The 23,662-nt window shown below is 48.3% G+C and carries 24 protein-coding genes; 8 read left to right on the top strand and 16 right to left on the bottom strand.

What is annotated here, in order from left to right; translation table 11 throughout:
- Positions 1-18: 18 nt before the first annotated feature.
- From G9F75_RS07850 to G9F75_RS07805, 10 genes are all read right to left on the bottom strand, one after another.
- Positions 19-990, bottom strand: a complete 972-nt coding sequence (locus tag G9F75_RS07850) for an ABC transporter ATP-binding protein (RefSeq protein WP_007610864.1) — start codon at positions 988-990, stop codon at positions 19-21.
- 3 nt (positions 991-993) lie between these two features.
- Positions 994-1,893 carry a C40 family peptidase gene (locus G9F75_RS07845; protein WP_022553461.1) on the bottom strand — a complete coding sequence of 300 codons (900 nt, stop codon included), beginning with the start codon at positions 1,891-1,893 and terminating at the stop codon, positions 994-996.
- Positions 1,890-2,987 carry a mandelate racemase/muconate lactonizing enzyme family protein gene (locus G9F75_RS07840; protein WP_021493812.1) on the bottom strand — a complete coding sequence of 366 codons (1,098 nt, stop codon included), beginning with the start codon at positions 2,985-2,987 and terminating at the stop codon, positions 1,890-1,892. Before G9F75_RS07840 ends, G9F75_RS07845 begins: the two co-directional genes overlap by 4 nt.
- 6 nt (positions 2,988-2,993) lie before the next feature.
- Complete coding sequence (locus tag G9F75_RS07835; protein WP_022553463.1) at positions 2,994-3,929, bottom strand: S66 peptidase family protein; 936 nt, start codon at positions 3,927-3,929, stop codon at positions 2,994-2,996.
- Between the two features lie 87 nt (positions 3,930-4,016).
- On the bottom strand, positions 4,017-5,636 hold the full coding sequence (locus G9F75_RS07830) for a peptide ABC transporter substrate-binding protein (RefSeq protein ID WP_154817619.1): 1,620 nt from the start codon (positions 5,634-5,636) through the stop codon (positions 4,017-4,019).
- Positions 5,633-6,661 carry an ABC transporter ATP-binding protein gene (locus tag G9F75_RS07825; RefSeq protein ID WP_021493815.1) on the bottom strand — a complete coding sequence of 343 codons (1,029 nt, stop codon included), beginning with the start codon at positions 6,659-6,661 and terminating at the stop codon, positions 5,633-5,635. The genes G9F75_RS07830 and G9F75_RS07825 overlap by 4 nt, the downstream gene beginning before the upstream one ends.
- Before the next feature lie 5 nt (positions 6,662-6,666).
- Positions 6,667-7,614, bottom strand: a complete 948-nt coding sequence (locus G9F75_RS07820; RefSeq protein WP_017417615.1) for an ABC transporter permease — start codon at positions 7,612-7,614, stop codon at positions 6,667-6,669.
- 5 nt (positions 7,615-7,619) lie between these two features.
- The gene (locus G9F75_RS07815; protein ID WP_007610853.1) at positions 7,620-8,546 is read right to left on the bottom strand and encodes an ABC transporter permease; all 927 of its coding nucleotides are present in this window, start codon (positions 8,544-8,546) and stop codon (positions 7,620-7,622) included.
- Positions 8,547-8,560: 14 nt separating this feature from the next.
- Positions 8,561-9,385: a M55 family metallopeptidase gene (locus G9F75_RS07810; RefSeq protein WP_007407248.1), complete on the bottom strand. Its 825-nt coding sequence runs from the start codon at positions 9,383-9,385 to the stop codon at positions 8,561-8,563.
- A gap of 155 nt (positions 9,386-9,540) precedes the next feature.
- Positions 9,541-11,100, bottom strand: a complete 1,560-nt coding sequence (locus G9F75_RS07805; RefSeq protein ID WP_022553466.1) for an MFS transporter — start codon at positions 11,098-11,100, stop codon at positions 9,541-9,543.
- 288 nt (positions 11,101-11,388) lie between these two features.
- Here G9F75_RS07805 and htrA point away from each other — a divergent pair, with 288 nt between their 5' ends.
- Positions 11,389-12,738, top strand: coding sequence for a serine protease HtrA (gene htrA / locus G9F75_RS07800; RefSeq protein WP_029973063.1), 1,350 nt, complete (start codon positions 11,389-11,391; stop codon positions 12,736-12,738).
- A 99-nt stretch (positions 12,739-12,837) separates the two neighbouring features.
- Entirely contained in the window at positions 12,838-13,014 is a 177-nt protein-coding gene (locus tag G9F75_RS07795) for a hypothetical protein (RefSeq protein WP_014417532.1), read from the top strand.
- 90 nt (positions 13,015-13,104) lie between these two features.
- Here the strand turns inward: G9F75_RS07795 and G9F75_RS07790 are convergent, their stop codons facing one another.
- The 3 genes from G9F75_RS07790 to G9F75_RS07780 form a co-directional block, all read right to left on the bottom strand.
- Positions 13,105-14,076, bottom strand: a complete 972-nt coding sequence (locus tag G9F75_RS07790; RefSeq protein WP_025649641.1) for a glycosyltransferase family 2 protein — start codon at positions 14,074-14,076, stop codon at positions 13,105-13,107.
- An 11-nt stretch (positions 14,077-14,087) separates the two neighbouring features.
- On the bottom strand, positions 14,088-16,265 hold the full coding sequence (locus tag G9F75_RS07785; protein ID WP_115940863.1) for an ArnT family glycosyltransferase: 2,178 nt from the start codon (positions 16,263-16,265) through the stop codon (positions 14,088-14,090).
- 183 nt (positions 16,266-16,448) lie between these two features.
- The gene (locus G9F75_RS07780) at positions 16,449-17,399 is read right to left on the bottom strand and encodes a ring-cleaving dioxygenase (protein WP_022553472.1); all 951 of its coding nucleotides are present in this window, start codon (positions 17,397-17,399) and stop codon (positions 16,449-16,451) included.
- Between the two features lie 321 nt (positions 17,400-17,720).
- On the opposite strand from G9F75_RS07780, the gene G9F75_RS07775 reads away from it, so the two are divergent.
- The 6 genes from G9F75_RS07775 (at position 17,721) to G9F75_RS20065 (ending at position 22,195) form a co-directional block, all read left to right on the top strand.
- Positions 17,721-19,037, top strand: coding sequence for an APC family permease (locus G9F75_RS07775; RefSeq protein ID WP_007610842.1), 1,317 nt, complete (start codon positions 17,721-17,723; stop codon positions 19,035-19,037).
- Positions 19,038-19,322: 285 nt separating this feature from the next.
- On the top strand, positions 19,323-19,940 hold the full coding sequence (locus tag G9F75_RS07770) for a DUF47 domain-containing protein (RefSeq protein ID WP_003154804.1): 618 nt from the start codon (positions 19,323-19,325) through the stop codon (positions 19,938-19,940).
- Between the two features lie 12 nt (positions 19,941-19,952).
- Positions 19,953-20,951: an inorganic phosphate transporter gene (locus G9F75_RS07765; protein ID WP_003154805.1), complete on the top strand. Its 999-nt coding sequence runs from the start codon at positions 19,953-19,955 to the stop codon at positions 20,949-20,951.
- A 104-nt stretch (positions 20,952-21,055) separates the two neighbouring features.
- Positions 21,056-21,802, top strand: a complete 747-nt coding sequence (locus G9F75_RS07760) for a type II toxin-antitoxin system SpoIISA family toxin (protein WP_007407256.1) — start codon at positions 21,056-21,058, stop codon at positions 21,800-21,802.
- Entirely contained in the window at positions 21,803-21,973 is a 171-nt protein-coding gene (locus G9F75_RS07755) for a type II toxin-antitoxin system SpoIISB family antitoxin (protein ID WP_003154807.1), read from the top strand.
- 96 nt (positions 21,974-22,069) lie between these two features.
- The gene (locus tag G9F75_RS20065; RefSeq protein WP_003154809.1) at positions 22,070-22,195 is read left to right on the top strand and encodes a hypothetical protein; all 126 of its coding nucleotides are present in this window, start codon (positions 22,070-22,072) and stop codon (positions 22,193-22,195) included.
- A gap of 34 nt (positions 22,196-22,229) precedes the next feature.
- On the opposite strand, the gene G9F75_RS07750 is transcribed toward G9F75_RS20065, so the two are convergent.
- Genes G9F75_RS07750 through G9F75_RS07740 form a run of 3 tightly spaced genes read right to left on the bottom strand, consistent with a single transcriptional unit; the run spans position 22,230 to position 23,662 of the window.
- Positions 22,230-23,108 (bottom strand): N-acetylmuramoyl-L-alanine amidase, encoded by an 879-nt coding sequence (locus G9F75_RS07750; RefSeq protein WP_103526958.1) that lies wholly within the window; start codon positions 23,106-23,108, stop codon positions 22,230-22,232.
- Between the two features lie 13 nt (positions 23,109-23,121).
- Positions 23,122-23,385, bottom strand: coding sequence for a phage holin (locus G9F75_RS07745; RefSeq protein ID WP_057079949.1), 264 nt, complete (start codon positions 23,383-23,385; stop codon positions 23,122-23,124).
- A gap of 13 nt (positions 23,386-23,398) precedes the next feature.
- Complete coding sequence (locus tag G9F75_RS07740; protein ID WP_021493821.1) at positions 23,399-23,662, bottom strand: hemolysin XhlA family protein; 264 nt, start codon at positions 23,660-23,662, stop codon at positions 23,399-23,401.

The raw sequence follows: 23,662 nt of genomic DNA, 5'->3' as shown, positions 1-23,662 counted from the left end.
AAAGCTGACTTTATATTGTCAGCTTTCTTTTTTGTATAAATGGCAGGCGACAAAACGCCCCGCCTTCACTTCTTCAAGCTCAGGCGTTATCTTACCGCAGAGCTCCATCGCTTCAGGACACCGCGTCCTGAATACACAGCCGCTCGGCGGGTTAAGGGGGCTCGGGAGCTCCCCTTTCAGAATAATCCGTTCACGCTTGTCCTCAAGAAGCGGATCAGGAATCGGGATTGAGGATAAAAGCGCCTTCGTATAAGGATGAAGCGGTTCCCGGTAAAGCGCAGCGCTTTCTGTAATTTCCATCATGCGGCCCAAATACATCACGCCGATCCGGTCGCTGATATGCTTGACCATTGATAAATCGTGGGCGATAAATAAAAATGTCAGCCCTTTCTCTTTCTGAAGCCTTTTTAAAAGGTTGACGACCTGAGCCTGTACCGACACATCCAGCGCTGAAATCGGCTCATCCGCCACGATAAATTCGGGATGCAGAGAGAGCGCTCTGGCAATCCCGATTCTCTGCCTCTGTCCGCCGCTGAATTCGTGAGGATACCGGCTGCCGAAATCCGGATGGAGCCCGACAGCTTCAAGCAGTTCATCCGCCATCATCAGACGGGCTTTTCTTGTATTGTAAAGATTGTGGATTTCCATCGGCTCCATAATAATTTCCCTTACGGTCAGGCGCGGATTTAACGAGGCGTAAGGGTCTTGGAAAATCATCTGCAGCTTGCGGAAGAAGACAGACCGCTGTTCTGCCGCGGCACGGTGTATATCCGTCCCTTCATATGATACCGAACCGGCCGTCGGGTCATACAGACGGAGAATAACCCTTCCGAGCGTCGATTTACCGCATCCCGATTCTCCGACAAGTCCGAATGTTTCCCCTCTTTTAATGTGAAAACTGACACCGTCGACTGCTTTTACGGCTTTCTTTCTTCCTGCGTCAAAATGCATTTTCAGCCCGCTGACTTCAAGGAGCGGAGATGCCGTCATTTTCTATTCCCCCTTTTCGCTTATACAGCGGCGTACGGTACATAATTCTTTTTCATAGACGGTTCCTTCTAAAGACAGCACTTCGATTGTTTTTCCCGTTTTCGGGGAGTGCAGCATTCGGCCGTCTCCCAGCGCCAAACCGACATGGTGGATCGCGCCTTTTCCTTCTTCATAGGCGAAAAACAAAAGGTCAGCCGGCCGGATATCGTTTACCGCCGCGCCGCACCCGGCTTTTGCTTGGTCCTTTGCATCACGGGGAAGGGTATAGCCGTTTGCTTTAAATATCGAATACATAAACCCGGAACAGTCAAACCCGAAACCGCTCAGTCCTCCCCATAAATACGGAAGCCCGAGAAACATCATGCCCGTTTCGATGACATCGGCCGCCCGTCCTTCCGTATGCCGGCACTCGTCTGCGTCAGCTTCATTTACGAACCGTTCTCCGAGGGGCGTCACCACCCGGAAAAAACCTTTTTCACGTCCTGGAGCCGGAAGACGCGTTAAGAAACTTACTTCCAAGTCCGGTTCGCCGTTTGTGTGATATAAAAAAGCTGTCGGTTTGGTAATCCATACGGCGGGGGAAGATGTATGAAAGCCGTCTTTTGAAAGCTGGCTTTTTTTCATCCAGCCCGGATATCCGCGCGCGTCCTTGTTTGAAGGCTGGCCGGGAACGGCGACAAAAGCCCATTCCCCTTCCTCTTTGAGAATGATCACTTCTTCTCCGAAAAGCACTTGCGTTTGGACAAGGTTGTCTGTGCATAATTGCAGCCGCTCTTCATATCCCATAGACACTAACCATTTTCTGATCTGCGGCGGGTTTTCGAGCATCGGCGCATCATCCGAACGGGGAGATGACGGCAGCGTCCATACGTTGGCTGCCGCCGCTGTAACGGCTGCTCTCATCCTTTCGCCTCCTCTTGTATCGACACACCGGTAATGCCGAGACCCGGTTCATCGGGAATCGTAATCTGACTGCCGCTGTATGTGATGCCGCCTTGAATCAAATCATCTTTCAGCATAAGCGGCGCATCAAAATCAAACCTTGTCACATTCCGTTTGCCCGCGGCAAAATGAGCCGCGGCGGTGATGCCGAGCTTGGTCTCAATCATGCTGCCGACCATGCATTCCACGCCGCACGTTTCGGCCATCGCATTGATTGTTTCCGCCTGCTTTATGCCGCCCGCTTTCATCAGCTTAATATTGATTAAATCGGCGCTTCTCGTCTGCAGCACGTGAAAGGCCTGACGGGGGGTAAAGACGCTCTCATCCGCCATAATCGGCGTGTCTACGGCATCTGTGACCTGCTTCAGCCCGGCGATATCGTCTTTATGAACAGGCTGCTCGACCAGCTCAATGCCCAGGCCGGCGTCTTCCATCTTTCGGATCGCAGTCACGGCTTCTTTCGGCGTCCAGCCTTGGTTGGCGTCCAATCTCAGTTTGACGTTTCCGCCGACACGTGATCTGATCGCCTGAATCCGGGCAACATCGTCCGATATGTCACCTATGCCGACTTTTATTTTTAAAATATGAAATCCTTTGTTCACATAACGGTCTGCATCCCCCGCCATCTCCTCAGGAGAATTGACGCTGACGGTAAAATCTGTTTCCAGTGTATTCCGATAGCCTCCGAGAAGCCGGTAAAGCGGCTGTCCGTGCATTTGCGCCCATCCGTCATATACAGCCATATCCACCGCGGCTTTTGCGCTTTGATTTCTTTCCAACAGCCGGCTGATATCATACAGAACAGCTTCCGTGCCGAAAAGGCTCCGCCCCAAGAGAACGGGCTTCAGCACATCGTGGACGGCGCTTTCAATACCGGCCGTGCTGTCGCCTGTAATGACAACCGTCGGCGGCGCCTCCCCCCAGCCGGTCAGACCGTTGTCAAAAGTGAGCTTCACAATGACCGATTCAGCATTGTAAACCGTGCGCAAAGCGGTCTTAAACGGCTTTTTCAGCGGCACGGACATCCGTCCCGTTTGAATATCTGTAATCTTCACGCCTGATCACTCCCTTCCGGAAACCCCCGATTCAATCGTTACCGCTTTGGCCGCCGTATCCATAACCGCGCGGACTCCGATCGGAACGGCGAAGCTCGGTGAACAATGGCCGATTTTAAAGCCTTTAAGCGCGGGCTTCCCTGATTTGACAATGTAATCATTCAGCACTTGCTCTAAGGTAAGGGACTTTTCTTTGTTTTTCGGTTCGCATTGGTGAAAGTCACAGACCAGGATTCCGGCTGCATCTGACAGTTTTCCTGCCATCTTTAATTGATTCAGCATTTTGTCGATTTGATACGGCTCCTCATCAATATCCTCGATAAACAGCAATTTGTCTTTCGTATCGATTTCAAACGGCGTGCCGAGCGTGGACGTAATGAGCGACAGATTGCCGCCCGCAAGCTCTCCCTCGGCCCTTCCGCCTGTCAGCACCTCTAAGGGAGAAATGTCCTCCGTATAGGTGAATTCCGTTTCTGCAAAAAGCTGATGATACGACGCTTTTGTCAGGGGATCAGCGTCTTCAAGCCCGACATCCGTGCTCAGCATCGGGCCGTGAAATGTGACGAGCCCCGTATTTTGATGAATGGCGGTATGTAAAAACGTAATATCGCTGTATCCCCAGAAAATTTTCGGATTGCGGCGGATTAAGCCGAAATCGATGTCGGCGGCAATGCGGCCCGTGCCGAATCCTCCGCACGCGCATATCACCGCTTTGACATTCTGATCACTAAACATGTCATGGAGATCATCGAGACGCGCCCGGTCCTCTCCCGCCAAATAGCCGTGACGAGTCTTCAGCGCCCGGCCGAGTTTCACTTGAAGGCCAAGCTCATTCTCTAAAAAACGCAGCGCGGTTTGCAGCGTCCCGCTCTCAGGCGGGCTTGCGGGCGCAATCACACCGACCGTGTCGCCTTTTTGCAGTGCTTTCGGTTTATGGTTCATGACTTTTTCAATCTCCTTTCCGGATTGAAAAGTGAAACACGCCGCTCCTTTAATGGATAAAGAGCGGCATATGTTTCCGCTGTAAGATCAGGACTTTTCCGCCCATTTCAGATCAATGTAACCGACGGGGTGCCGGACAATGCCCTTCACGCCGCTGTTCTGCAGATGCACCTGATTGTAAAAGTAAATCGGAATGATCGGAGCCTCATTCATGAGCAGCTTTTCCGCTTTATGCATGAGCGCAAAACGTTTTTTGGCATCGGCCTCCTGTTTTGCCTGCTTGATGCAGCCGTCGTATGCCGCGCTGCCCCAGCCGGTGCGGTTCATGGAATTACCCGTTTGAAAAGCCTCAAGAAAACTGATCGGATCTGCGTAATCCGGTAAAAATGAGCTTTGAGAGAACTGGAACTTCAGTCCTTTCTGCTCTTCTAAAAAGACGTTCCATTCCATATTGGCGAGCTTAACGTCTATACCGAGCACACTTTTGAGCTTCTGCTGAACCGCTTCCGCTATTTTCTTATGCTCCGGTTTTGTGCTGTATGTCAATGTAACGGCGGGCAGCTTGTCATAATGCTCTTCCGCCATGCCTTTTTCCAGCAGTTTTTTGGCTTCTGATTCATCCGGATTTAATAAACTGCCGCCCGCTTCGCGGAAATCTTTCCCGTCAGGCTGAGTAAATCCCGGGGATACAAAGGCATGTGCCGGCTTTTCACTGTTTTTGGTCACATAATCCGTGATTTCTTTCTGATCAATCGCTGCGGCGAACGCTTTTCTGATCTTCTCATTTTGAAACGGCTCCATTTTTACGTTAAAACGATAGAAATAGAGTCCGGCCTGATCCCACGTGCGGACATTTTTTCCTCCCATCAGCTGCTCGCTCAGCTCTGCCGGCACAAAGGCGGTATCCAAATCCCCCGACTGGAACATCTGATAGTCGGTATTCCGGTCACTGACCATCGCCCAGGTGACTTTATCCAGTTTCACCGTCTTTTTATCCCAATACGTCTCGTTTTTGACCATCGTCATGCTGTCGTCATGCTTCCATTCCGTCAGTTTGAACGGCCCGTTGCCGACAAAGGTTTTTGCTTCAGTGAACCATTTCGGATCAGCCTTGGCGACCTTCTCATTAATCGGGAAATACGCCGGATTGGACACGACGCTCAGAAAATAATCCTGCGGTGCCGCCAATGTGACGACAAGCGTTTTTTTATCTTTTGCCGTGATTTTCACGTCTTCTTTTTTGCCTTTTCCGCTGTTAAATTCTTCCCCGCCTTTGATCATATAGCCGAGAAATGCGGAAGATGCGCCCGTTTTCGGATCGAGCATCCGTTTCCAGGCGTACACGAAGTCTTCCGCCGTAACGGGATCGCCATTTGTCCATTCGGCGTTATCACGGATATTGAAGGTATATGTCAGCTTATCAGCGGACACCTTCCAGCTTTCCGCCATGGCCGGTTCGGGTTTATTATCTTTTCCGAGCCTCGTCAATCCTTCCATGATGTTATTCAGCGGCTGCCAGGAAACATTATTAAATCCGATCGGCGGATCAAGTGAGGTCGGCTCATTTTCGTTATTGAGCCGCAGCACCGTTTCACCCCCCTGTTCTTTTGCTTTGCCGGGTTCTGTCCCCGCCTGTTCATTGGCTGTACAGCCCATCAGAGCAAACGAAACAACAGCAATCACACCGATCGCCCATCTCTTTTTCATTTCAATCCCCCTTTTTCCTCTGCTGCCGTCAGCTGCTGCTTCAGCCGCTCTGCACGGTGATCCTGAAGCCAGCAATTAACGATATGGCTTTTGGATTTCACGGTTGTTGCCGGGTATACCTTTTCACAGACGATCATCCTGTCCGGGCAGCGGGCGGCAAACGGGCAGCCCGGCGGCGGATCGAATAAATCAGGCGGCGTCCCGTCAATCGGCGACAGCTCACTATCCTCCATATCCAGCCGCGGCACTGAACGAAGCAGCCCCTTTGTGTATGGATGAGCCGGACGGTAAAAAATATCATGCCTCGTGCCGATTTCGGCGATTTTCCCCGCATACATGACGGCGACTCTGTCGGCGGTCTGAGCGACGACGCCGAGATCGTGTGTGATCAGAATAATAGACACGCCTGTTTTTCTTTGAATCTTCTTAAATAATTCAAGGATTTGTGCTTGAATCGTCACATCAAGAGCCGTTGTCGGTTCATCGGCGATCATAATTTCCGGCTCGCAGATCAGAGCCATCGCGATCACGATCCGCTGCCGCATGCCCCCGCTTAATTGGTGGGGGTACTGCTTCAGGCGGGATTTCGAGTCCGGGATACCGACCAGATCCAGCATGGCGAGAACTTCGGATTCAGCTTGTTTTCTTGTCATGGCGCGGTGTTCCAACAGCGCTTCTGAGAGCTGATCCCCTATGGTCAAAGTCGGATTGAGCGCCGTCATCGGGTCCTGAAAGATCATAGAAATATCGCGCCCCCGGATTCCCCGCATTTCCCGATCCGACATTTGGCAAAGGTCTTTCTGTTTAAATTGTATGCTTCCGGATTCAATCTTTGCCGAATGTTTCGGAAGAAGACCCATCACGGCTTGTGACGTCACGCTTTTTCCGCAGCCCGATTCACCGACGATCGCAAACGTTTCACCTTTATATAAATCGAAGCTGACGCCTCTTACGGCTTTTACAGTGCCTCCGTATGTTGAAAAAGTAACATGCAGATTTTGAACGGAAAGAACTTGCTGCGCCATTTTTCCTACCTCCTCAGTTTCGGGTCTAACGCGTCCTGCAAGCCGTCTCCAAGTACGTTAAACGCGTACATCGTTAAGGAAATGAAAAAAGCGGGAAAAAACAGCCGCCACCAATGGCCTGATAAAATCGCCGGCAGCCCGTCGTTTGCCATGACGCCCCAGCTTGCAAACGGCGCCTGAATGCCGAGTCCGAGAAAACTTAAAAATGATTCCGCAAAAATCGCCGCCGGCACTGTAAGCGTCATTTGGACAATAATGGCTCCCATCGTATTCGGCAGCAGATTTTTCTTAATGATCCGAAATGTTTTCGCTCCAAACGTTTTCGAAGCCAATACGTGTTCATCATGCTTCATCCTCAGCACCTGCCCTCTGACAATCCGCGCCATGCCGACCCATCCCGTCACGGTCAGAGCGACGATAATGGAACTGAGCCCCGGCCCCATCAGCACCATTAACAAAATGACAACGAGCAGATACGGCAATCCGTAGAGAACCTCGATGATTCTCATCATGGCGCTGTCTGTCCGGCCCCCTTTGTATCCGGCGACCCCTCCGTAGATAACGCCGATCAAAAAGTCGATCAGCGCCGCCATCACACCGACAAATAAAGAGATCCTCGCTCCGTACCACGTTCTTGTAAACACGTCCCGGCCAAGTTCATCGGTTCCGAACCAGTGTGAAAAAGAAGGCGGAAGATTCTGCTCGGCGAGCGTCTGCCTTGTCACGCTGTGCGGTGATATCAGCGGACCGAACACAGCCGATAGAAACAGGCAGCATAAAATCACAAGCCCGGCCATCGCCAATTTGTTCTTTTTAAGCCGCCGCCACGCATCCTGAGTGTAAGACAGGCTCGGACGCTTGACCGACTCGGTTTCACCCTTTCTTTCCGCGCCCGGCTGAAACCAGTCATCAGGCACTTCTGTGTGTTTTACCGTTTCTTGCGGGAGATTCATCAGGATCACCCTTTCTTATGAAGTTTTATGCGCGGGTCTAACAGGCCGTATGCCAAATCAACCAGAAACAGCAGGACGATCAGAATCACACTGTAAAATACGGTCGTTCCCATGATGACCGGGTAATCACGCTGATTGATGCTTTCTACGAAATATTTGCCCATTCCCGGTATGGCAAAAATTTTCTCGATGACGAAACTGCCCGTTAAAATACTTGCGGCAAGCGTCCCGAGTACTGTCACAACAGGCATAAGAGCGTTTTTTAATGCGTGTTTGATCACAATTTTGACGGGAGAAAGCCCCTTTGCTTTTGCCGTGCGGATGTAATCCTGAGTCAGCACTTCGGCCATGCTCGATCTTGTCAGCCTCGCGATAATGGCCATGGGACCGACGGCAAGCGCAACAGTCGGCAGGACCATGTGAACGGGACTCGTCCAGGTAGCTGCCGGAAACCATTTCAGATGAACCGCAAATTGCTGAATCAGCAGCGTAGCCATAATAAAATTCGGAATAGAAATCCCGAGCACCGCAAGGCTCATGGCCGCATAATCGAGAAAGCCGCCGCGCCTGAGAGCGGCCATTATGCCGAGCGCGAGCCCGGAAATAACAGCGATGATGATCGCCGTTATCCCAAGCTCAAATGAGACCGGAAACCCGCGTTCAAGCATGGCGTTTACACTGTCTGACGGTTTTTTAATTGAAGGACCGAAATCAAAGGTAAGAATGGATTTTAGATAGATGGCGTATTGAGTGATAAGAGGTTCGTTCAGATGGTAGTAGGATTCGAGATTTCGCTGGACCGCTTCGTTTGTGCCCCGCTCTTCGTTAAAAGGCGAGCCGGGTATCACTTTCATCATGACAAATGTCAGAGTGGTGATGACGAGGACGGTCATAATCATGGCGATAAAACGTTTGATAAAATACCGCAGCAATGCCGTTCACCCCTTTAACAGAATGTTGTTCTCATGGCGAGTTCTGTCATGACGAGCATGGCCTGATAGGCTTCCGGCATGTCTTTTGCCTGAAATTGAACGATTGTCGTTCCCGGGATGATTTCTGTGCCCGGCATTAAATGGGCCCATTCAGCCTGTCCGTAGTTGGCAAATTCAATGCCTAATACAGGTCTTTCAGGCGGAGTCAGCGGTTTGACCTTATCTTTATTTTTGAGCGCATAGGCTGTTTTTTCCGTCAGGAGCCGTCCGGCTTTTTGAGGGGACAGGCATTTGACCGCGGTTCTTGAAATGGTTTGTTTGACGGCGGCAGTCGTTACATTCGGGATCAGCTCCTCCGCTTCTTTTGCGGCGCAATCGTCTCCGGCAGCCATGATGACAGGGACATCGTAAAATCCGGCGAGATAGGCATTTAACCCCAGTTCACCGACCGGCTTATCATTTATGTAAAAGTGGCGGACGCCGAATATCATGCTGTGCGACATGACGCCCGGCATCGACGCTCTCGCATGATAGCCGATAAACATCACACCTGAATACGATTCATCAAGCCCCTGCATCATGGAAAACGGCTTGACATCCCCCGTAATCAGCTCTGCCTCAGGGTGAAGTTTTTCCGCGAGCAGATTATTCATCTTTGAGTGGCTGTCATTCACGGTCACTTCCGTGCATCCGTTATTAAACGCTTCTGCGATGCACCAGTTTGCTTCTTCGGTCATCAGAACTCTGCCGCGCTCATAATTGTGCATGCGGGAATTGACAAATGTTTCATCAGGCAGTCCGGAAATCCCTTCCATATCCACAGATAGATACAGTTTCATGTAATGCCTCCTTTTTTACTTAAAATTTCGATATTAAATTATGAATATTCTAACAAATTATATTAAAAAAGGATGAAACATGCAATATACCATTCTGCTATTATGGGAAAAAACAAACCCTTTTCACCGGGAAAAGGGTTTGCTGATAGAAAAAGTTACATACCGTTTTTGCTTATATGATGACGCTGAAACTGTCTGACCGCACTTCTGTATTCACGATCGGGAATGACCTGATGCCTGATCGGTTCAGGAGCCTGCGGCGAAGGCTCTTCAGCCGCCTGCTTACGGACGGCATGCGGTTTATGCGCCAGCTTATGTCCCATGCCGGTCGCATTCATGACAAATGATAAACACACTAAAAGCAAGCTTAAGATGAAAGCAATAAGAAACAAATCGCTGTATGTTCCCATCAGCAGGTCATGCGGCGATTGTGTGCCGCGCGCGCCCCGAAGCATGCCGGAAACATCTCTTTTCGTAAAATACCCTATTAAAACAGGTGCGCCCATATAAATGAACAGCCTTAAAAACTGAACTGCCGTCATGCGTTTCACCAGTTCCGGAAGCGGTCCGCCTAACGCGGCTCCCATCAGTCCGGCTGCCACAATAAGCCCTGTCCCGGCCGCCAGCATCACGAAAAGCCCCGCAAATAGAATAAGCGGTATATGATGATCTGTCGTTATCCATTGGAAATTCACGAACACCAGTATAACAGAGCCTGTTATGCCGAGCATGCCCGGACCGACTTTATCATATGCTAATGCACTGATGACAGCGGCGATGGCCACGCCTCCCAAAAGGCTCGCATATAGGAATATCAGTTGAGTTTGTGACATATGATATGCGGTCTGAAGCTCCCCGTGAAATGCAGAAAGACTGACCGCTATGGAAATACTGCCCGCAGCGATCATGAAAACACCCAGAATCGGCTTTGGAATCAGCATAAGTTTAATCGAAATCAGCGCATGTTCGTTTCTGTACTGCATGATCAGCAAGATCAGAAGAATGACGATGCTTCCTCCAAATCCCGCCAATGTCTGCCATGATGAAAAGCCCCATTTCGGCAGATGAATAAATGTATAGGCGGTCAGCACGGCTGATACACCCGCTAACAGAAAACCGATGCCGTCAAATGGAGATTTTTCAGCATTTTTATGAGCGTCATCCCGCAGCCACATATAACTGAAAATGAGGCCGAAAAAAGACAGCAGGCCAAAAATGCCGAACAGCCAATGCCAATGGCCGGCGCTTGCCGCCGCCGTGCCTAAAACGGTCCCCATAATGACGGACCCGTAAAATCCGCCGATTAACACAAATAATGCGTAATTCCGGCGCTCAATCGGAAACGAAAGCACCAGCATCGGGATCATAATCATCAGCATAGTGCCCGCCGCAGCTCCCTGTAAAAAACGGCCCGCGGCGAGCGGATAAATATCATTTGTCACAGCAGCAAGGAGCGCTCCGATGACACCCGCGGCCATCGAAATCATATAGACAGGCCGGGAGCCGAATCTTTTTCTTAAATACGGCCCCGCCGGCACGAATAAGGCAAATGCCATATTACCGATAATAATCGGATGAAAAGAGTCAAAGTTTTCCCCGCCGACCGTCTGCCGGACAAGGCTTTGGACAGCCGAAAGTGCGGTATTCGACATCAGCCCCGGCCCGACCGCCAATACAGCGAGCAGAGAAATAATCCAATGATGTTTTTCTTTCATTTGACAACTCCTTTCTGACTATTTGACAAAGTGAAAAAGCTAACAGATTTCCCCCATTAGCTTGACAGAATTTTTCATATCTTTTCATGTGAAGGATTGAACATAATTTCTCATTTATTATTTCAAATCCGATGGAAATTGTCAATATAAAGCGCCTCCGTCCGATTACGCCTTTTTCACAATTTCCCACAATCTTTTCATTATTATCCCACACTTTTTGTTTAAGATGGAGTCAGTAATAATAGGCAAATCATGCTATGATGAAAATAGAGAAACGGAGTGAACATGATGGATAACTATCGTGATGAAAATCGGACAGACCAAAAAGAACAGGAAGTCCTTTTAGTAAAAGAAAACCCGCAGCCGGCCAGATATTCCGCGCCGGACGAGGACAAGAAAAAACGAAGCTTCGGCTGGTTCAGACCGCTTCTCGGCGGAGTGATCGGCGGAGGGCTCGCCCTCGGCATCTATACATTTACGCCGCTTGGAGACCATCAGACTCAAGATACTTCCAATACGGCTCCCGCTCAGGAAACGTCATCGGTAACCGCCAAGCAGACATCTTCTGATTCCGGCAGCAGCAAATCGGCAAACAGCTCATCGGCAAATTCAAGCAGCATTTCGAATATGGTGGAAAACATTTCACCGGCGATCGTCGGAATCACCAATCTGCAGAAGCAGCAAAGCAGTTCCGATTTATTCGGATTCGGATCAAGCTCAGATTCAAACTCAAATTCATCGGGTGAAGATGCGGAAACGGGATCGGGTTCAGGCGTTATTTTTAAGAAAGCAAACGGCAAAGCGTATATCATTACGAATAACCACGTGGTCGAAGGCGCCTCTTCCCTTAAAGTGTCATTATATGACGGCACCGATGTAACAGCTAAACTCGTCGGCAGCGACTCTCTGACAGACTTGGCCGTTTTAGAAATCAGTGATAAACACGTGACAAAAACGGCAAGCTTCGGCAGCTCATCCGCTCTCAGAACGGGTGAATCCGTCATCGCCATCGGTGATCCGCTCGGAAAAGACCTTTCCCGCACCGTCACACAGGGCATCGTGAGCGGCTTAAACAGAACCGTCTCGATCTCTACGTCAGCCGGTGAGTCAAGCATCAACGTCATCCAAACCGATGCCGCCATCAATCCCGGAAACAGCGGCGGACCGCTCTTGAATACAGACGGCAAAATCATCGGCATCAACAGCATGAAAATCAGCGAAAGTGATGTAGAAGGCATCGGCTTTGCCATCCCGAGCAACGATGTAAAACCGATCGCCGAAGAGCTTCTCACGAAAGGACAGGTGGAGCGCCCTTATATCGGCGTGAGCATGATCGACTTGGAACAAGTGCCGCAAAACTATCAGGAAGGCACACTCGGGCTTTTCGGCAAACAGCTGAATAAAGGCGTTTATATTCGCGAAGTGGCGCAGGGCTCACCTGCAGCCAAAGCCGGATTAAAAGCAGAAGACATCATTATCAGCTTAAAAGGGAAAGAAACCGACACGGGCAGCGAACTTCGCAATATTCTCTACAAGAATACGAAAGTCGGCAGCACCGTTGACGTGAAGATTATCAGAAACGGCAAGGAAATGACGAAAAAAATGAAACTGACTCAAAAAGAAGAAACATCTTCTTAACAAAAATCCAAGGCAGCCGCCTTGGATTTTTTATATACGGATGAAACTTTAGGCCTGGATCAGCCGTATGACTTAGTGTACAAAGGAGGATACATACACATGAAACAAACCGGACTTTTGCTGGTCGTTACCGGTCTGATCTTGCTGCAGCTGAGCATTCAGCTTCCTCAGCAAAACGCTGCTTGGGGAATGACGCTTGGTGCAAGCATTTTACTGAACCTTTCGGGAACCGGACTGATCATGCGCTCTCTGCACACGCAGACCGGCCGCAGATGAATAAAAAAAGCCGCGGGACATTCTGTCATCCCGCGGCTTTTATTTCTGATATAAAAACACCCTGTCCGCTGGCCGGACAGGGTGCTTCGGTTAAGACATGTGCTGGTCCCGATAAATCTTTTCGTTTTTAATGCCGTACGCTTTTTGCACGATATAGAGCGGACGGTCTTTTGCTTCGTCATAAATCCTTCCGATATATTCGCCGATCATTCCGAGCATTAATAGAACGATGCCGCTGAATAACAGCTGTATCACAATCAGAGAGGACCAGCCCGTAATGGTGCTGTTCGTAAACAGCTTCATGTATAAAACGATAAACATATAGAGAAAACCCGCTCCGGACATGATCATTCCCGCATAACTTGCCGCCTTAAGCGGTTTATGAGAGAACGTTGTGATCCCGTCCATGGAAAGCTTCAGCATTTTTTTAAGCGGGTATTTCGTTTCCCCCGCAAGCCGCTCATCTCGTTCATATTCTACAGCAGTCTGCTTAAAGCCGACCCAGCTGACGAGCCCTCTGACAAAAGGATTTTTTTCTTTTAATTTTTTCATCTCATCACAGACTTTTCTGTCCAGCAGGCGGAAATCTCCGGTGTCGAGCGGAATATCAATATCAGTCACGTTCCGCAGCAGCCGGTAAAACATAGAGGCCGTCTGTTTCTTGAAAAAGGTTTCTCCCTTTCGTTTCGTTCTGACGGCGTACACCACATCGTAGCCTTCTTTCCACTGCTCAATCATATCAAGGATTAATTCAGGAGGGTCCTGCAAATCGGCGTCAATGACGACGATTGCATTCCCCTCTGCATAATCCATACCCGCTGTGATCGCGATCTGATGTCCGAAGTTTCTGGAAAAATCAATAATTTTCACTCTCGGATCAATCAGACTTTGCTCTCTTAAAATCTCAATACTGCGGTCTTTGCTTCCATCATTGACAAAGATCAATTCATAATGCTCTTTTGTTTGATCCATCACTTCTTTCAGACGCTGATAGGTTGTCTGAATGACGAGTTCCTCGTTATAAACCGGGACGACTATTGAATATTGAATATGTCTGCTCATGTTTTTTCCTCCTATTCATCAGATTGAAGTTTGTATAGTGAAGCTGATTGATTCATTCCGCCCGGCCCGCCGCTCATTCGGCTGTTTTTACCTGCGGCCTTGCTGCTTTTTTTATCAGCTGCATCACTATTTTTCGTTTTCTGATCTGTGTTTGATTGCCATTTATCTGAAGATACTTTCTTTCCGTTTTTCTCAACCCACTGCACAATATCGTTATTTCCGCCTTTGCCCATTCCGGATGCTAAGAAGTATTTTACTTTCCCTTCTTTTACGAGCTTTTTAAATTGGGCCAGCGTAATGGCCGGGTCAGACCCGCTGTATCCGCCGATCGCCATGACCGCTTTTTTCGTTTTAATAATGTAAGGCGCCGCAGTGTTGGAATCGGTTGTTGCAAATAGATAGTCCGCTCCGGCGTTGTGTTTCTCTAAATAGTTGATCAGTTTTGTATTGACAGATGCGTTATCCATTCCCATGCCTTTTCCGCTTGTTGAAGCGAGCTGAGGGCCTGTTTCAGGCAATGAGCTGTTGCCTCCGTACAGAAGCGGTGTGCTCGCCCAATAAATCGGCATGACCATCAAGACGAGAAGGGCTGCAAGTGAAACATAGTAACTGAGCGGTTTTTGGCGCTGTTTGAATACGAACAGAGCGATTGCTGCCACTGCGCCGATAACGCCTACTCCGATGCTCCAGCCTGCGCCGATTTGATCATTGTAGTTTCTGAGGATAAACAGCTCAAATCCGGTTGTCACAAGAATAGCGGCCGGCAATAGCCAAGTTTTCCATCCCGCCTGCTTGCGGTACAGATGAACGAGGGCGACCCATCCCGCACCGACAAGTGCCGCGATCGGAGGCGCCAGCATAATGAGATAATAATGGTGGAAAAATTCTGCGACACTGAAGAATCCGGCAATCGGCACAAGCCACGCTGCCCAAAAGATCGTTTCCTTCTGTTCTGCTGATAATCGTCTTCTTTCTCTCGCCCCGGCGATCAATAAACCGGCCATTCCAAAAATCGCAAACGGCAGGAGCCAGCTGATCTGATCAGATAATTCCGTTTGGAAAAGGCGCAGCGGACCAGGGGTTCCCGTACCGAACATTCCTGAACCTGATTGCATTTTCGAGCCGGTGCCTGCACCGCTTTTTCCTCCGCCGCCGGGACCGCCTCCGCCGCCATCTCCGCCGCTTGGAGGGCCTCCTTGACCGCCGCTTGGCATTTCGCCGCCGCTTGGCATTTTCCCGTTAGATGGAGGTGCCGTCATACTGCCGTTTTGTGATTTGTCTCCGCTTGCTGAACTGCTGCTTGAAGACTGGCCAGGCGGTTTTTGCATTTGTGAAGAACCGCCGGAAGAAGACATCTCTTTCGATGCATTTCCGTCCGGCCCGCCCTGGCCGCCGCCGGAACTTTGCCCTGTCAGCCGCTGAATCCCGTTATATCCGAAGGCCAATTCCAATACGGAGTTTGTCTGGCTGCTTCCGACATATGGCCTTTTGCTGGCAGGAATATTGTCAACAATGAGCGGCCATGACAATGAAACGGCTGCTAAAACGGCTAACGCGCTTACCAATGAAATGATTTTTTTCTTAATCGTGGTGTTTGCCGCAATCATATAGAACAGCAAGAAGGCCGGCAAAATCATATAAGCCTGAAGCATTTTTGTGTTAAAGCCTGCTCCGACGACAAAAAATGCCGCCAAAAGCCAAATCAGTCTGCCTTTTCTGATTGCTTTAAAGAGAAGCCATGTGGCGAACAAGAGGAAAAAGACCAGTAAAGCATCGACATTGTTCGTCCGCGCGACCGCTACTGCGATCGGTGTACACGCCATGACAAATGAGGCGATGCGCGCCGCCGTTTTTCCGAACGTCGGCTTTATTAATAAGTACATGAATAGAACTGAACCTACACCCGCCAATGCCTGAGGCAGGATGACGCTCCACCCGTGCATACCGAATATCAGCGCGCTGATCGTTTGAATCTGGTATGTAACAGGCGGTTTATCTACCGTGATAAACCCGGCTGCGTCAAATGAAGCGTAAAAGAAATTATGAAAGCTTTGAAGCATACTCGTTACCGCCGCGGTGTAATAAGGATTCACCGTATCGTCATTCCAGATGTTGTACATATTCAAGAATGCGGAAGCGAGTAAAATGAGAATTAAGACTGCGTCTATCTCGCGTTTTTTCATTTTCACTTGTGTTTTCACTCCTTTTGTTTAACTTTGAACAAGTGTAACAACCAAATGTGAAAAATTTATTAATAAACAAAGACAATTATTTTGCCGTTTACAAATAGGTAAAAAGAATGACAAAACGGGTAAAAAAGCAAAAAAAAGATGCCCCCGTCAAGCCGGGAGGCATCTGTCATGATTTCTGATTTACTGAATCGGTTTCAGCCGTGCTTCTATTTCAGAACGGCGGTGTTCGAGATAAGGCGGGAGCGCAACCGTTTTGCCCAGCTCTTCAGGTTTTTCATCAACCATAAATCCCGGACCGTCCGTTGACAATTCAAACAGAATTCCGTTCGGCTCCCGGAAGTACAGCGCTTTGAAATAATAACGCTCTACAATGCCTGAGTTGCTGAAACCTTCTTTCGTAATGATGCGGTGCCATAAAGCAAGCTCCTCTTCATTCTGAACGCGAAAGGCCACATGGTGCACGCTGCCTTTTCCAGGACGCTCGCGCGGAAGATCGTTTCTTTCAATGAGATGGACTTCTGTGCGCGCGCCTCCGTTTCCGGATTCGAGCACCGTAACCGTGCCCCGGTCTTCATGCGTTTCTTTCCCGATTTCAGTGAAGCCCAGCACATCGGTTAACACACGCAGCGTCTGTTCTGCATACGGGACGGTCAATTCAACGGGACCAAGACCGCGGAAAGAATATTCTTCCGGTATGCCGCTTTGCTTCACCGCTTCACCGATGTCTTTTCCTTTTTCGTCAGCTGTCAGCACAAGCCGCTGTCCTTCATGATCCTGAAAAGCGAGTGTGTCCCTGCCCGCTATTTTCACGATCTCACTGTGAGAGACCTGATGCTCTTCAAATCGTTTTTTCCAATATTGGAGCGCTTGTGCATCCGGGACACGCAGGCCGATTGAAGAAATACTGTTTGTTCCCGCATGAAACGGCGCAATCCGCGGAATCTCGAAAAACGTCAATTCAGATCCCGGATTGGCTGTTTCATCACCGTAAAACAAATGATACATCGTCGGTTCATCTTGGTTTACGGACTTTTTCACAAGCTTCAGTCCCAGGATGTTCCGATAGAAATCTAAATTTTTCTGCGCATCAGCCGTCAATGCTGATACATGGTGTATTCCATTAACTTTCATTATGTTATCCTCCAGTCAATTATCTCGATTTCGAGATATTTATATATACAATTTATGTTATCCGGATCGTAAAGTCAACCCATCTGCTTCACAGACGGTCTGCAGACTGCCGCTCCCTAAATAACGAACCTTTGATATAAAAAAAACATTAATGTTCGCTTTTAAAACGGTATTTTTTCCTTCTCAAAAGCAGAAACCTTTATCTTTTAGGGAAAACAACAAAATCAGAAAATTTATTTTATTCGTGTTTCAGCAATTAGGGTTTACAATATGGAAAATAGTTTTTTCATCATGACGATTTTACATCTGGAGGGAAAGGATATGCAGATTGAAGAGAACGGACTTAAAAAAGAGATCGGCCTTACCATCGCCCTCTCACTTGTTATCGGCACCATCATCGGTTCCGGCGTATTTATGAAACCAGGCGCCGTGCTTGCCTACTCCGGTGATGCGAAAACTGCGCTTATCGCGTGGCTGTTAGGAGGTATTTTGACGCTTGCAGGCGGATTGACCGTTGCGGAAATCGGCACTCAGATTCCGAAAACGGGCGGACTTTATACATATCTCGAAGAAGTGTACGGCGAATTTTGGGGCTTTTTGTGCGGATGGGTTCAAATTATCATTTACGGCCCCGCCATTATCGGAGCAATCGGCTTGTATTTCGGCTCTTTGATGGCGCACTTGTTCAATTGGGATTCCGGCTGGTCTAAATTGATCGGGATTTCAGCCGTTTTGTTTTTAAGCATCATTAATATTATCGGAACGAAATATGGCGGCATCGTCCAGGGAATTACGACTGTCGGCAAATTGATTCCGATTATCTGCATGATCGTGTTCGGCCTTTGGAAAGGCGATCAGCATATTTTTACAGCCGTTACAAGCAGCATGTCGGACATGAATTTCGGCGCTGCCATACTGGCCACCTTGTTTGCTTATGACGGCTGGATTCTGCTTGCGGCACTCGGCGGCGAGATGAAAAATCCGGAAAAGCTGCTCCCGAGAGCGATGACGGGCGGACTGCTGGTCGTCACCGCCATTTATCTTTTCATTAACTTTGCGCTGCTGCACATTCTTCCTGCGACCGACATCGTCAAACTCGGTGAAAATGCGACCGGCACCGCTGCCGGAATGCTGTTTGGCGACATCGGAGGAAAATTGATCAGCGTCGGAATCATCGTCAGCATCTTCGGCTGTTTAAACGGAAAGATTCTCGCTTTTCCGCGTGTCTCGTTTGCGATGGCGGAACGGAAACAGCTGCCGTTTGCCGGACAGATTTCGCGGGTTCATCCGACGTTCCGCACCCCGTGGATTGCCGTGTCATTTCAGATCGCGCTGGCCATTATTTTTATGATCGCCAGCAATCCCGATAAGCTGTCTGAAATCTCTATTTTCATGATTTATATTTTTTACGTCATGGCCTTTTTCGCCGTGTTTATCCTCAGAAAAAAAAGCGGCGGAAAACCGCGCGCCTACAGCGTGCCTTTGTATCCGATCATTCCTGTTTTGGCCATCGCGGGTTCACTGTTTGTGCTGATCAGCACGATCATTACAGATACACTGAGCTGCGCGCTGTCCCTCTTGATCGGCCTCGCCGGGCTGCCGCTTTATTTTTGGCTGAAAAACGGCAGAAAAAACTGATAAAAACGGTTCCTTTTACGGGAGCCGTTTTTTTTCTGGCAAAATCACGTGCAAAAGTTGACAGCAAATTCACATCTTTTGTTATACTTTTTAAGCAAGATGTCTGAATTCGAAGTATGTTACGTTTTTTTGGCGAAGTGGGTAACATAAGAAAAACAGGATGAGACACGTTTTTACGAAAAAATCAAGAGGCGTTTTTTTCGACTTTATCTGTTTTTTTTCGACAAAAGGCTATATAATAATTTGATGTGTGCATTGTCTCATTCAAACAATGGAGGGTTTTTAATGATAAAAAGAAAAAAAGATAAGTTCTCACTCCTTTTAACAGAAATCGCAAAAAACATAGACGAAACCGCAGAATACTTTGTCAACTTTAAAGTGACGAACCAGACGACTTTAAAGGAATTTGCCGATACGTTAAAAGAGTTTGAAACAAAAGGAGATAATCATGTTCATGTCATGATTAAAGAGCTGAACAAAGCTTTTATCACTCCCATTGAACGTGAAGACATCCTTGAGCTGACAAACAGCCTCGATGACGTGCTTGACGGAATCGAACATTTTTCAGCAATGATGGAGATTTTCTCGATCACTTCTTCCGATGAGCATATCGATAAGTTCAGCGGATACATCAGAGAGTGCGCGAAGGAAATTTTAATCACGATTGAGCTGCTTGCAGAAAACCGATTGAAGGACATTCACCCTCACGCCATTAAAATTAAGGAATACGAGCACAGCTGTGATAACCTGCACCGTAAATCATTAAAAAATCTGTTCGGCACAGAAACCGATCCGATTAAAGTGATTCAGTACCGCGAGATTTACGAAACGCTTGAGGAAATTGCCGACTCTTGCCAAAGCGTTGCCAATAACCTTGAAACCATTATTATGAAAAACGCGTAACGAGGGGTTATAATGGATACTCTATTACTTTTAACGATATTAATTGTCATATGCGCTTTGGTATTTGACTTCATTAACGGATTTCACGATACCGCAAACGCAATCGCCACCTCAGTTTCGACAAAAGCGCTGAAGCCGCGGCACGCAATCGTCATGGCCGCCATCATGAACTTTCTCGGAGCGATGACATTTACCGGTGTGGCGAAAACCATTACAAAGGACATTGTGAATCCTTATACATTAGACAATGGGTCAGTTGTCATTCTGGCGGCTCTACTCGCCGCAATCGCCTGGAACTTGATCACATGGTATTTCGGCATTCCGAGCAGCTCTTCACATGCGATTATCGGAGCGATCGCCGGAGCGGCCATTGCAGCGTCAGGTTTTGCGACGCTTAATTATAAAGGGTTCATTAAAATTATCGAAGCACTTATTTTATCACCGATCATCGCCTTTGTTCTCGGCTTTATCGTATATTCGATCGTGAAGCTGATTTTTAAAGACAGCAATCTGGCGAAAACAAATAAACGCTTCCGCAGAGTGCAGATTTTGACGGCTGCCATTCAGTCCTATACACACGGAACGAACGACGCGCAAAAAGCGATGGGTATCATTACGATGGCGCTTATGACTGCCAATTTACATAAAAGTGATGCCATTCCTTTTTGGGTGCAGCTCTCTTGTGCCCTGGCAATGGGTCTCGGCACATCCATCGGCGGCTGGAAAATCATTAAAACCGTCGGCGGGAAAATTATGAAAATCCGTCCGGTAAACGGCGTATCTGCCGACTTAACCGGCGCAGCCATTATTTTCGGGGCCACGTTTATTCATCTCCCTGTCAGCACGACACACGTCATTTCGTCTTCCATTCTCGGTGTGGGCGCTTCCCACCGCGTAAAAGGCGTAAACTGGGGAACGGCTAAACGGATGCTCATTACATGGGTCATCACCCTGCCGATTGCAGGTACACTCGGCGCCATCGCCTTTTTCATCTTAGATCTGTTTTTCTGATGACATCCGCTTCTTTACAGAAGCGGTTTTTTTTGTGACAGGAAAATGATGTCATGACATAGAATGAACATAGCAGACCATTTTTCAAATTGTGAGGGATGCTCATGCTTTTGTTTTTTCAGATTATGGTGTGGACGATGGCGGCCGCACTCATTTTATATGTGTACGCATCCTGGCGGTATGAGGCAAAGGTAAAAGAAAAAATGTTTGCCATCCGTAAAACGTGGTATTTACTATTTGTACTGGGCTCCATGGTCTATTGGACATATGATCCCGAATCGCTCTTTGCCGCATGGAGACAATATTTGATTGTTGCCGTCTGCTTTGCCCTTATTGATGCGTTTATCTTTTTGAGCGCGTATATCAAAAAGCTCGCCGGCAATGAATTAGAGACGGATACGCGGGAAATTTTAGAAGAAAATAACGAAATGCTTCACTCCTATCTTGAAAAACTGAAAACCTATCAATATCTGTTGAAAAATGAACCGATCCATGTATATTATGGAAGTACAGAAGCTTATGCGGAAGGCATCAGCAGACTGCTGGCCGCTTATGCCGAAAAAATGAATGTCACGGCTTCCTTGTGCGACTATTCCGCACAATCGGATAAGGACCGCTTGACGGAGCATATGCCTGATGCGGCAGACGTTCAGTCCCGTCTTAACCGTAAAGACGTCTACTATGATCAAAAAGGCAGGCTTGTGCTTATTCCGTTTACAGTCCAGAACCGCCATTACGTGATCAAACTCACGTCGGAAAACCTGTTGACGGAATTCGATTATTTGCTTTTCACATCGCTAACGAGCATTTATGATTTAATGCTGCCAATAGAAGAGGAAGGTGACGGTTAAATGGAGCAGGCATTTCAAAACGGGCAGCCGGAACAAAGAGCGAAACCGTTCAAAATGTTTAAAAAACGTTCAATGACAAGTATCGCAAGTTACCAGGTCAGCCCTCATACCGCCAGAATTTTTAAAGAAAACGAGCGGCTGATTGACAAGTATAAACAAAAAAAAGCTTGATTACACTAAGGACAGGAGACACGGCTCTTGTCCTTATTCCTTTTTTTCTTATCTTTCATATAATAAAACCAACAAAGAGATGCGACAGGTGATGATGTGAAGAAAATTGTCAGGCGCGTAAAGTTTGTGGATTACGGACGCTTCGGGCTTTCCGCTTATTCGCTGAGGATGCGGGCGAGGAATCTCGGGCTATTGAACCGGTTAAAAAAGAAAAAAGGCTGAATCCCGCAATGTGAACGGGACTCAGCCTTTTTTGTTAAAGCTGCATCAGAATTTTCGCTTTTACAGCGGGACCGTAGACGCCGTCAGACGTCAGTACGTTTACAGATTGGAAGCGGGCCACGGCATCTGCGGTTTTCGGGCCGTAGATACCGTCAATGCCGTTATTGACAGCTCCTTTTTCAGGATAGAAATAAAGCGCGGCGAGCGCGTTTTGCACCTGGTATACCTTTTCACCGGACGTGTACGGCTCTGTCAGCTGAATCACCTCGTCCGGAAGAGAATACAGTGCTTCAACCGGCGGGCTGACGATCAGTACTTGTCCGACTTTAATCAGGTTCGGGTCAGCGATGTTATTCCATTTCTGCAGATCGGCCACGCTGACGCCGAATTTCCGCGCGATCGCTGACAGCGTATCTCCTTTTTGGACGGTATACGTCTGTCTTTCCCCAGAACCGATTCCCGCTTTAAACTCATCCCATGTATCCAACAGTCTTCTCGGACAAAGCTTTCCTGACCAATGCTTGTGTGCAACGACATTCGCAAGCGGGATGCCGTGCGACGTCATTAATGTGCGGATGAGCCATTGGGCGTTTGCCACGGCCTGTGAAAAGTTGCCGTCTGCGTTTTCACAAATTTCAATACCGATGGATTTACGATTGCCGTCCCCGTTTCCGTCACCGGCATGCCAGCCGTTTTCGTTCAGCGGAAGATGCTGATAAATTTCCGTATCATCGACTGTGAAATGCCAGCTTGTCGGTGTATCGGGATTTTTCACATAGCTTGCGTGACTTTTGGCGTTAGCTCCGACTGCGGTATTGGCTGTATTGTGCACCGTAATGTAAATCGGTGTCATTGCATAGCCTGGGCGGTTATTGTTTCCTGCCGGGATAAAATCCTGTGTGATTTTTACCATATTCTCATCTCTCCTATTTCGATAAATTGTTTATTTTTAATAAAGCCTGCTGTTTTTTCCCTTTTGCTGTAACGTAATTGTTTTTAAACCAGGCGGCGGCAGTCGTTATGATTGTAAAAACGGCCGACCCGGCGGCATACAGCGTATCTGCAAGCTGATTGACCTGGTCCTCCTGAATATTCAGCGGCGATTTGCCGAACATCAGCAAAGTTTGATTCAATAAAGCAAGCAAAAGAAGCACCGTCCTGACGACCGTGCCTTTGTCCGCGAATTTCATATCGGTTTCCCCCCTACTTTTGCAGCAGATTGTACATGATGGCGATGGCTCCGCCAATGACGCCCGTGCAGATTGCTGTCACGATCGCTCCTGTAATGGTCCGCTTAATCCATGTTGTGTTTTCGTCAATTTTATTCAGTTTTTCATTCAGCGTCATGATTTGCTGATCGTGCCGGTCGGATACCCGCTCTAATACGGCCACCCGCTGTTCAAGCACCTTTTGTTCACCTTTGATTCCTGCGAATTCTTTTTGCACCGCTTGTTCATCCAGAAGCAC

Origin of the sequence: Bacillus sp. EKM208B (assembly GCF_011800725.1) — a bacterium.
In the GTDB taxonomy this organism is placed as follows: domain Bacteria; phylum Bacillota; class Bacilli; order Bacillales; family Bacillaceae; genus Bacillus; species Bacillus velezensis.
Note: the sequence above shows the minus strand (reverse complement) of the source record. Positions and strands in the feature narration are given on the sequence as shown.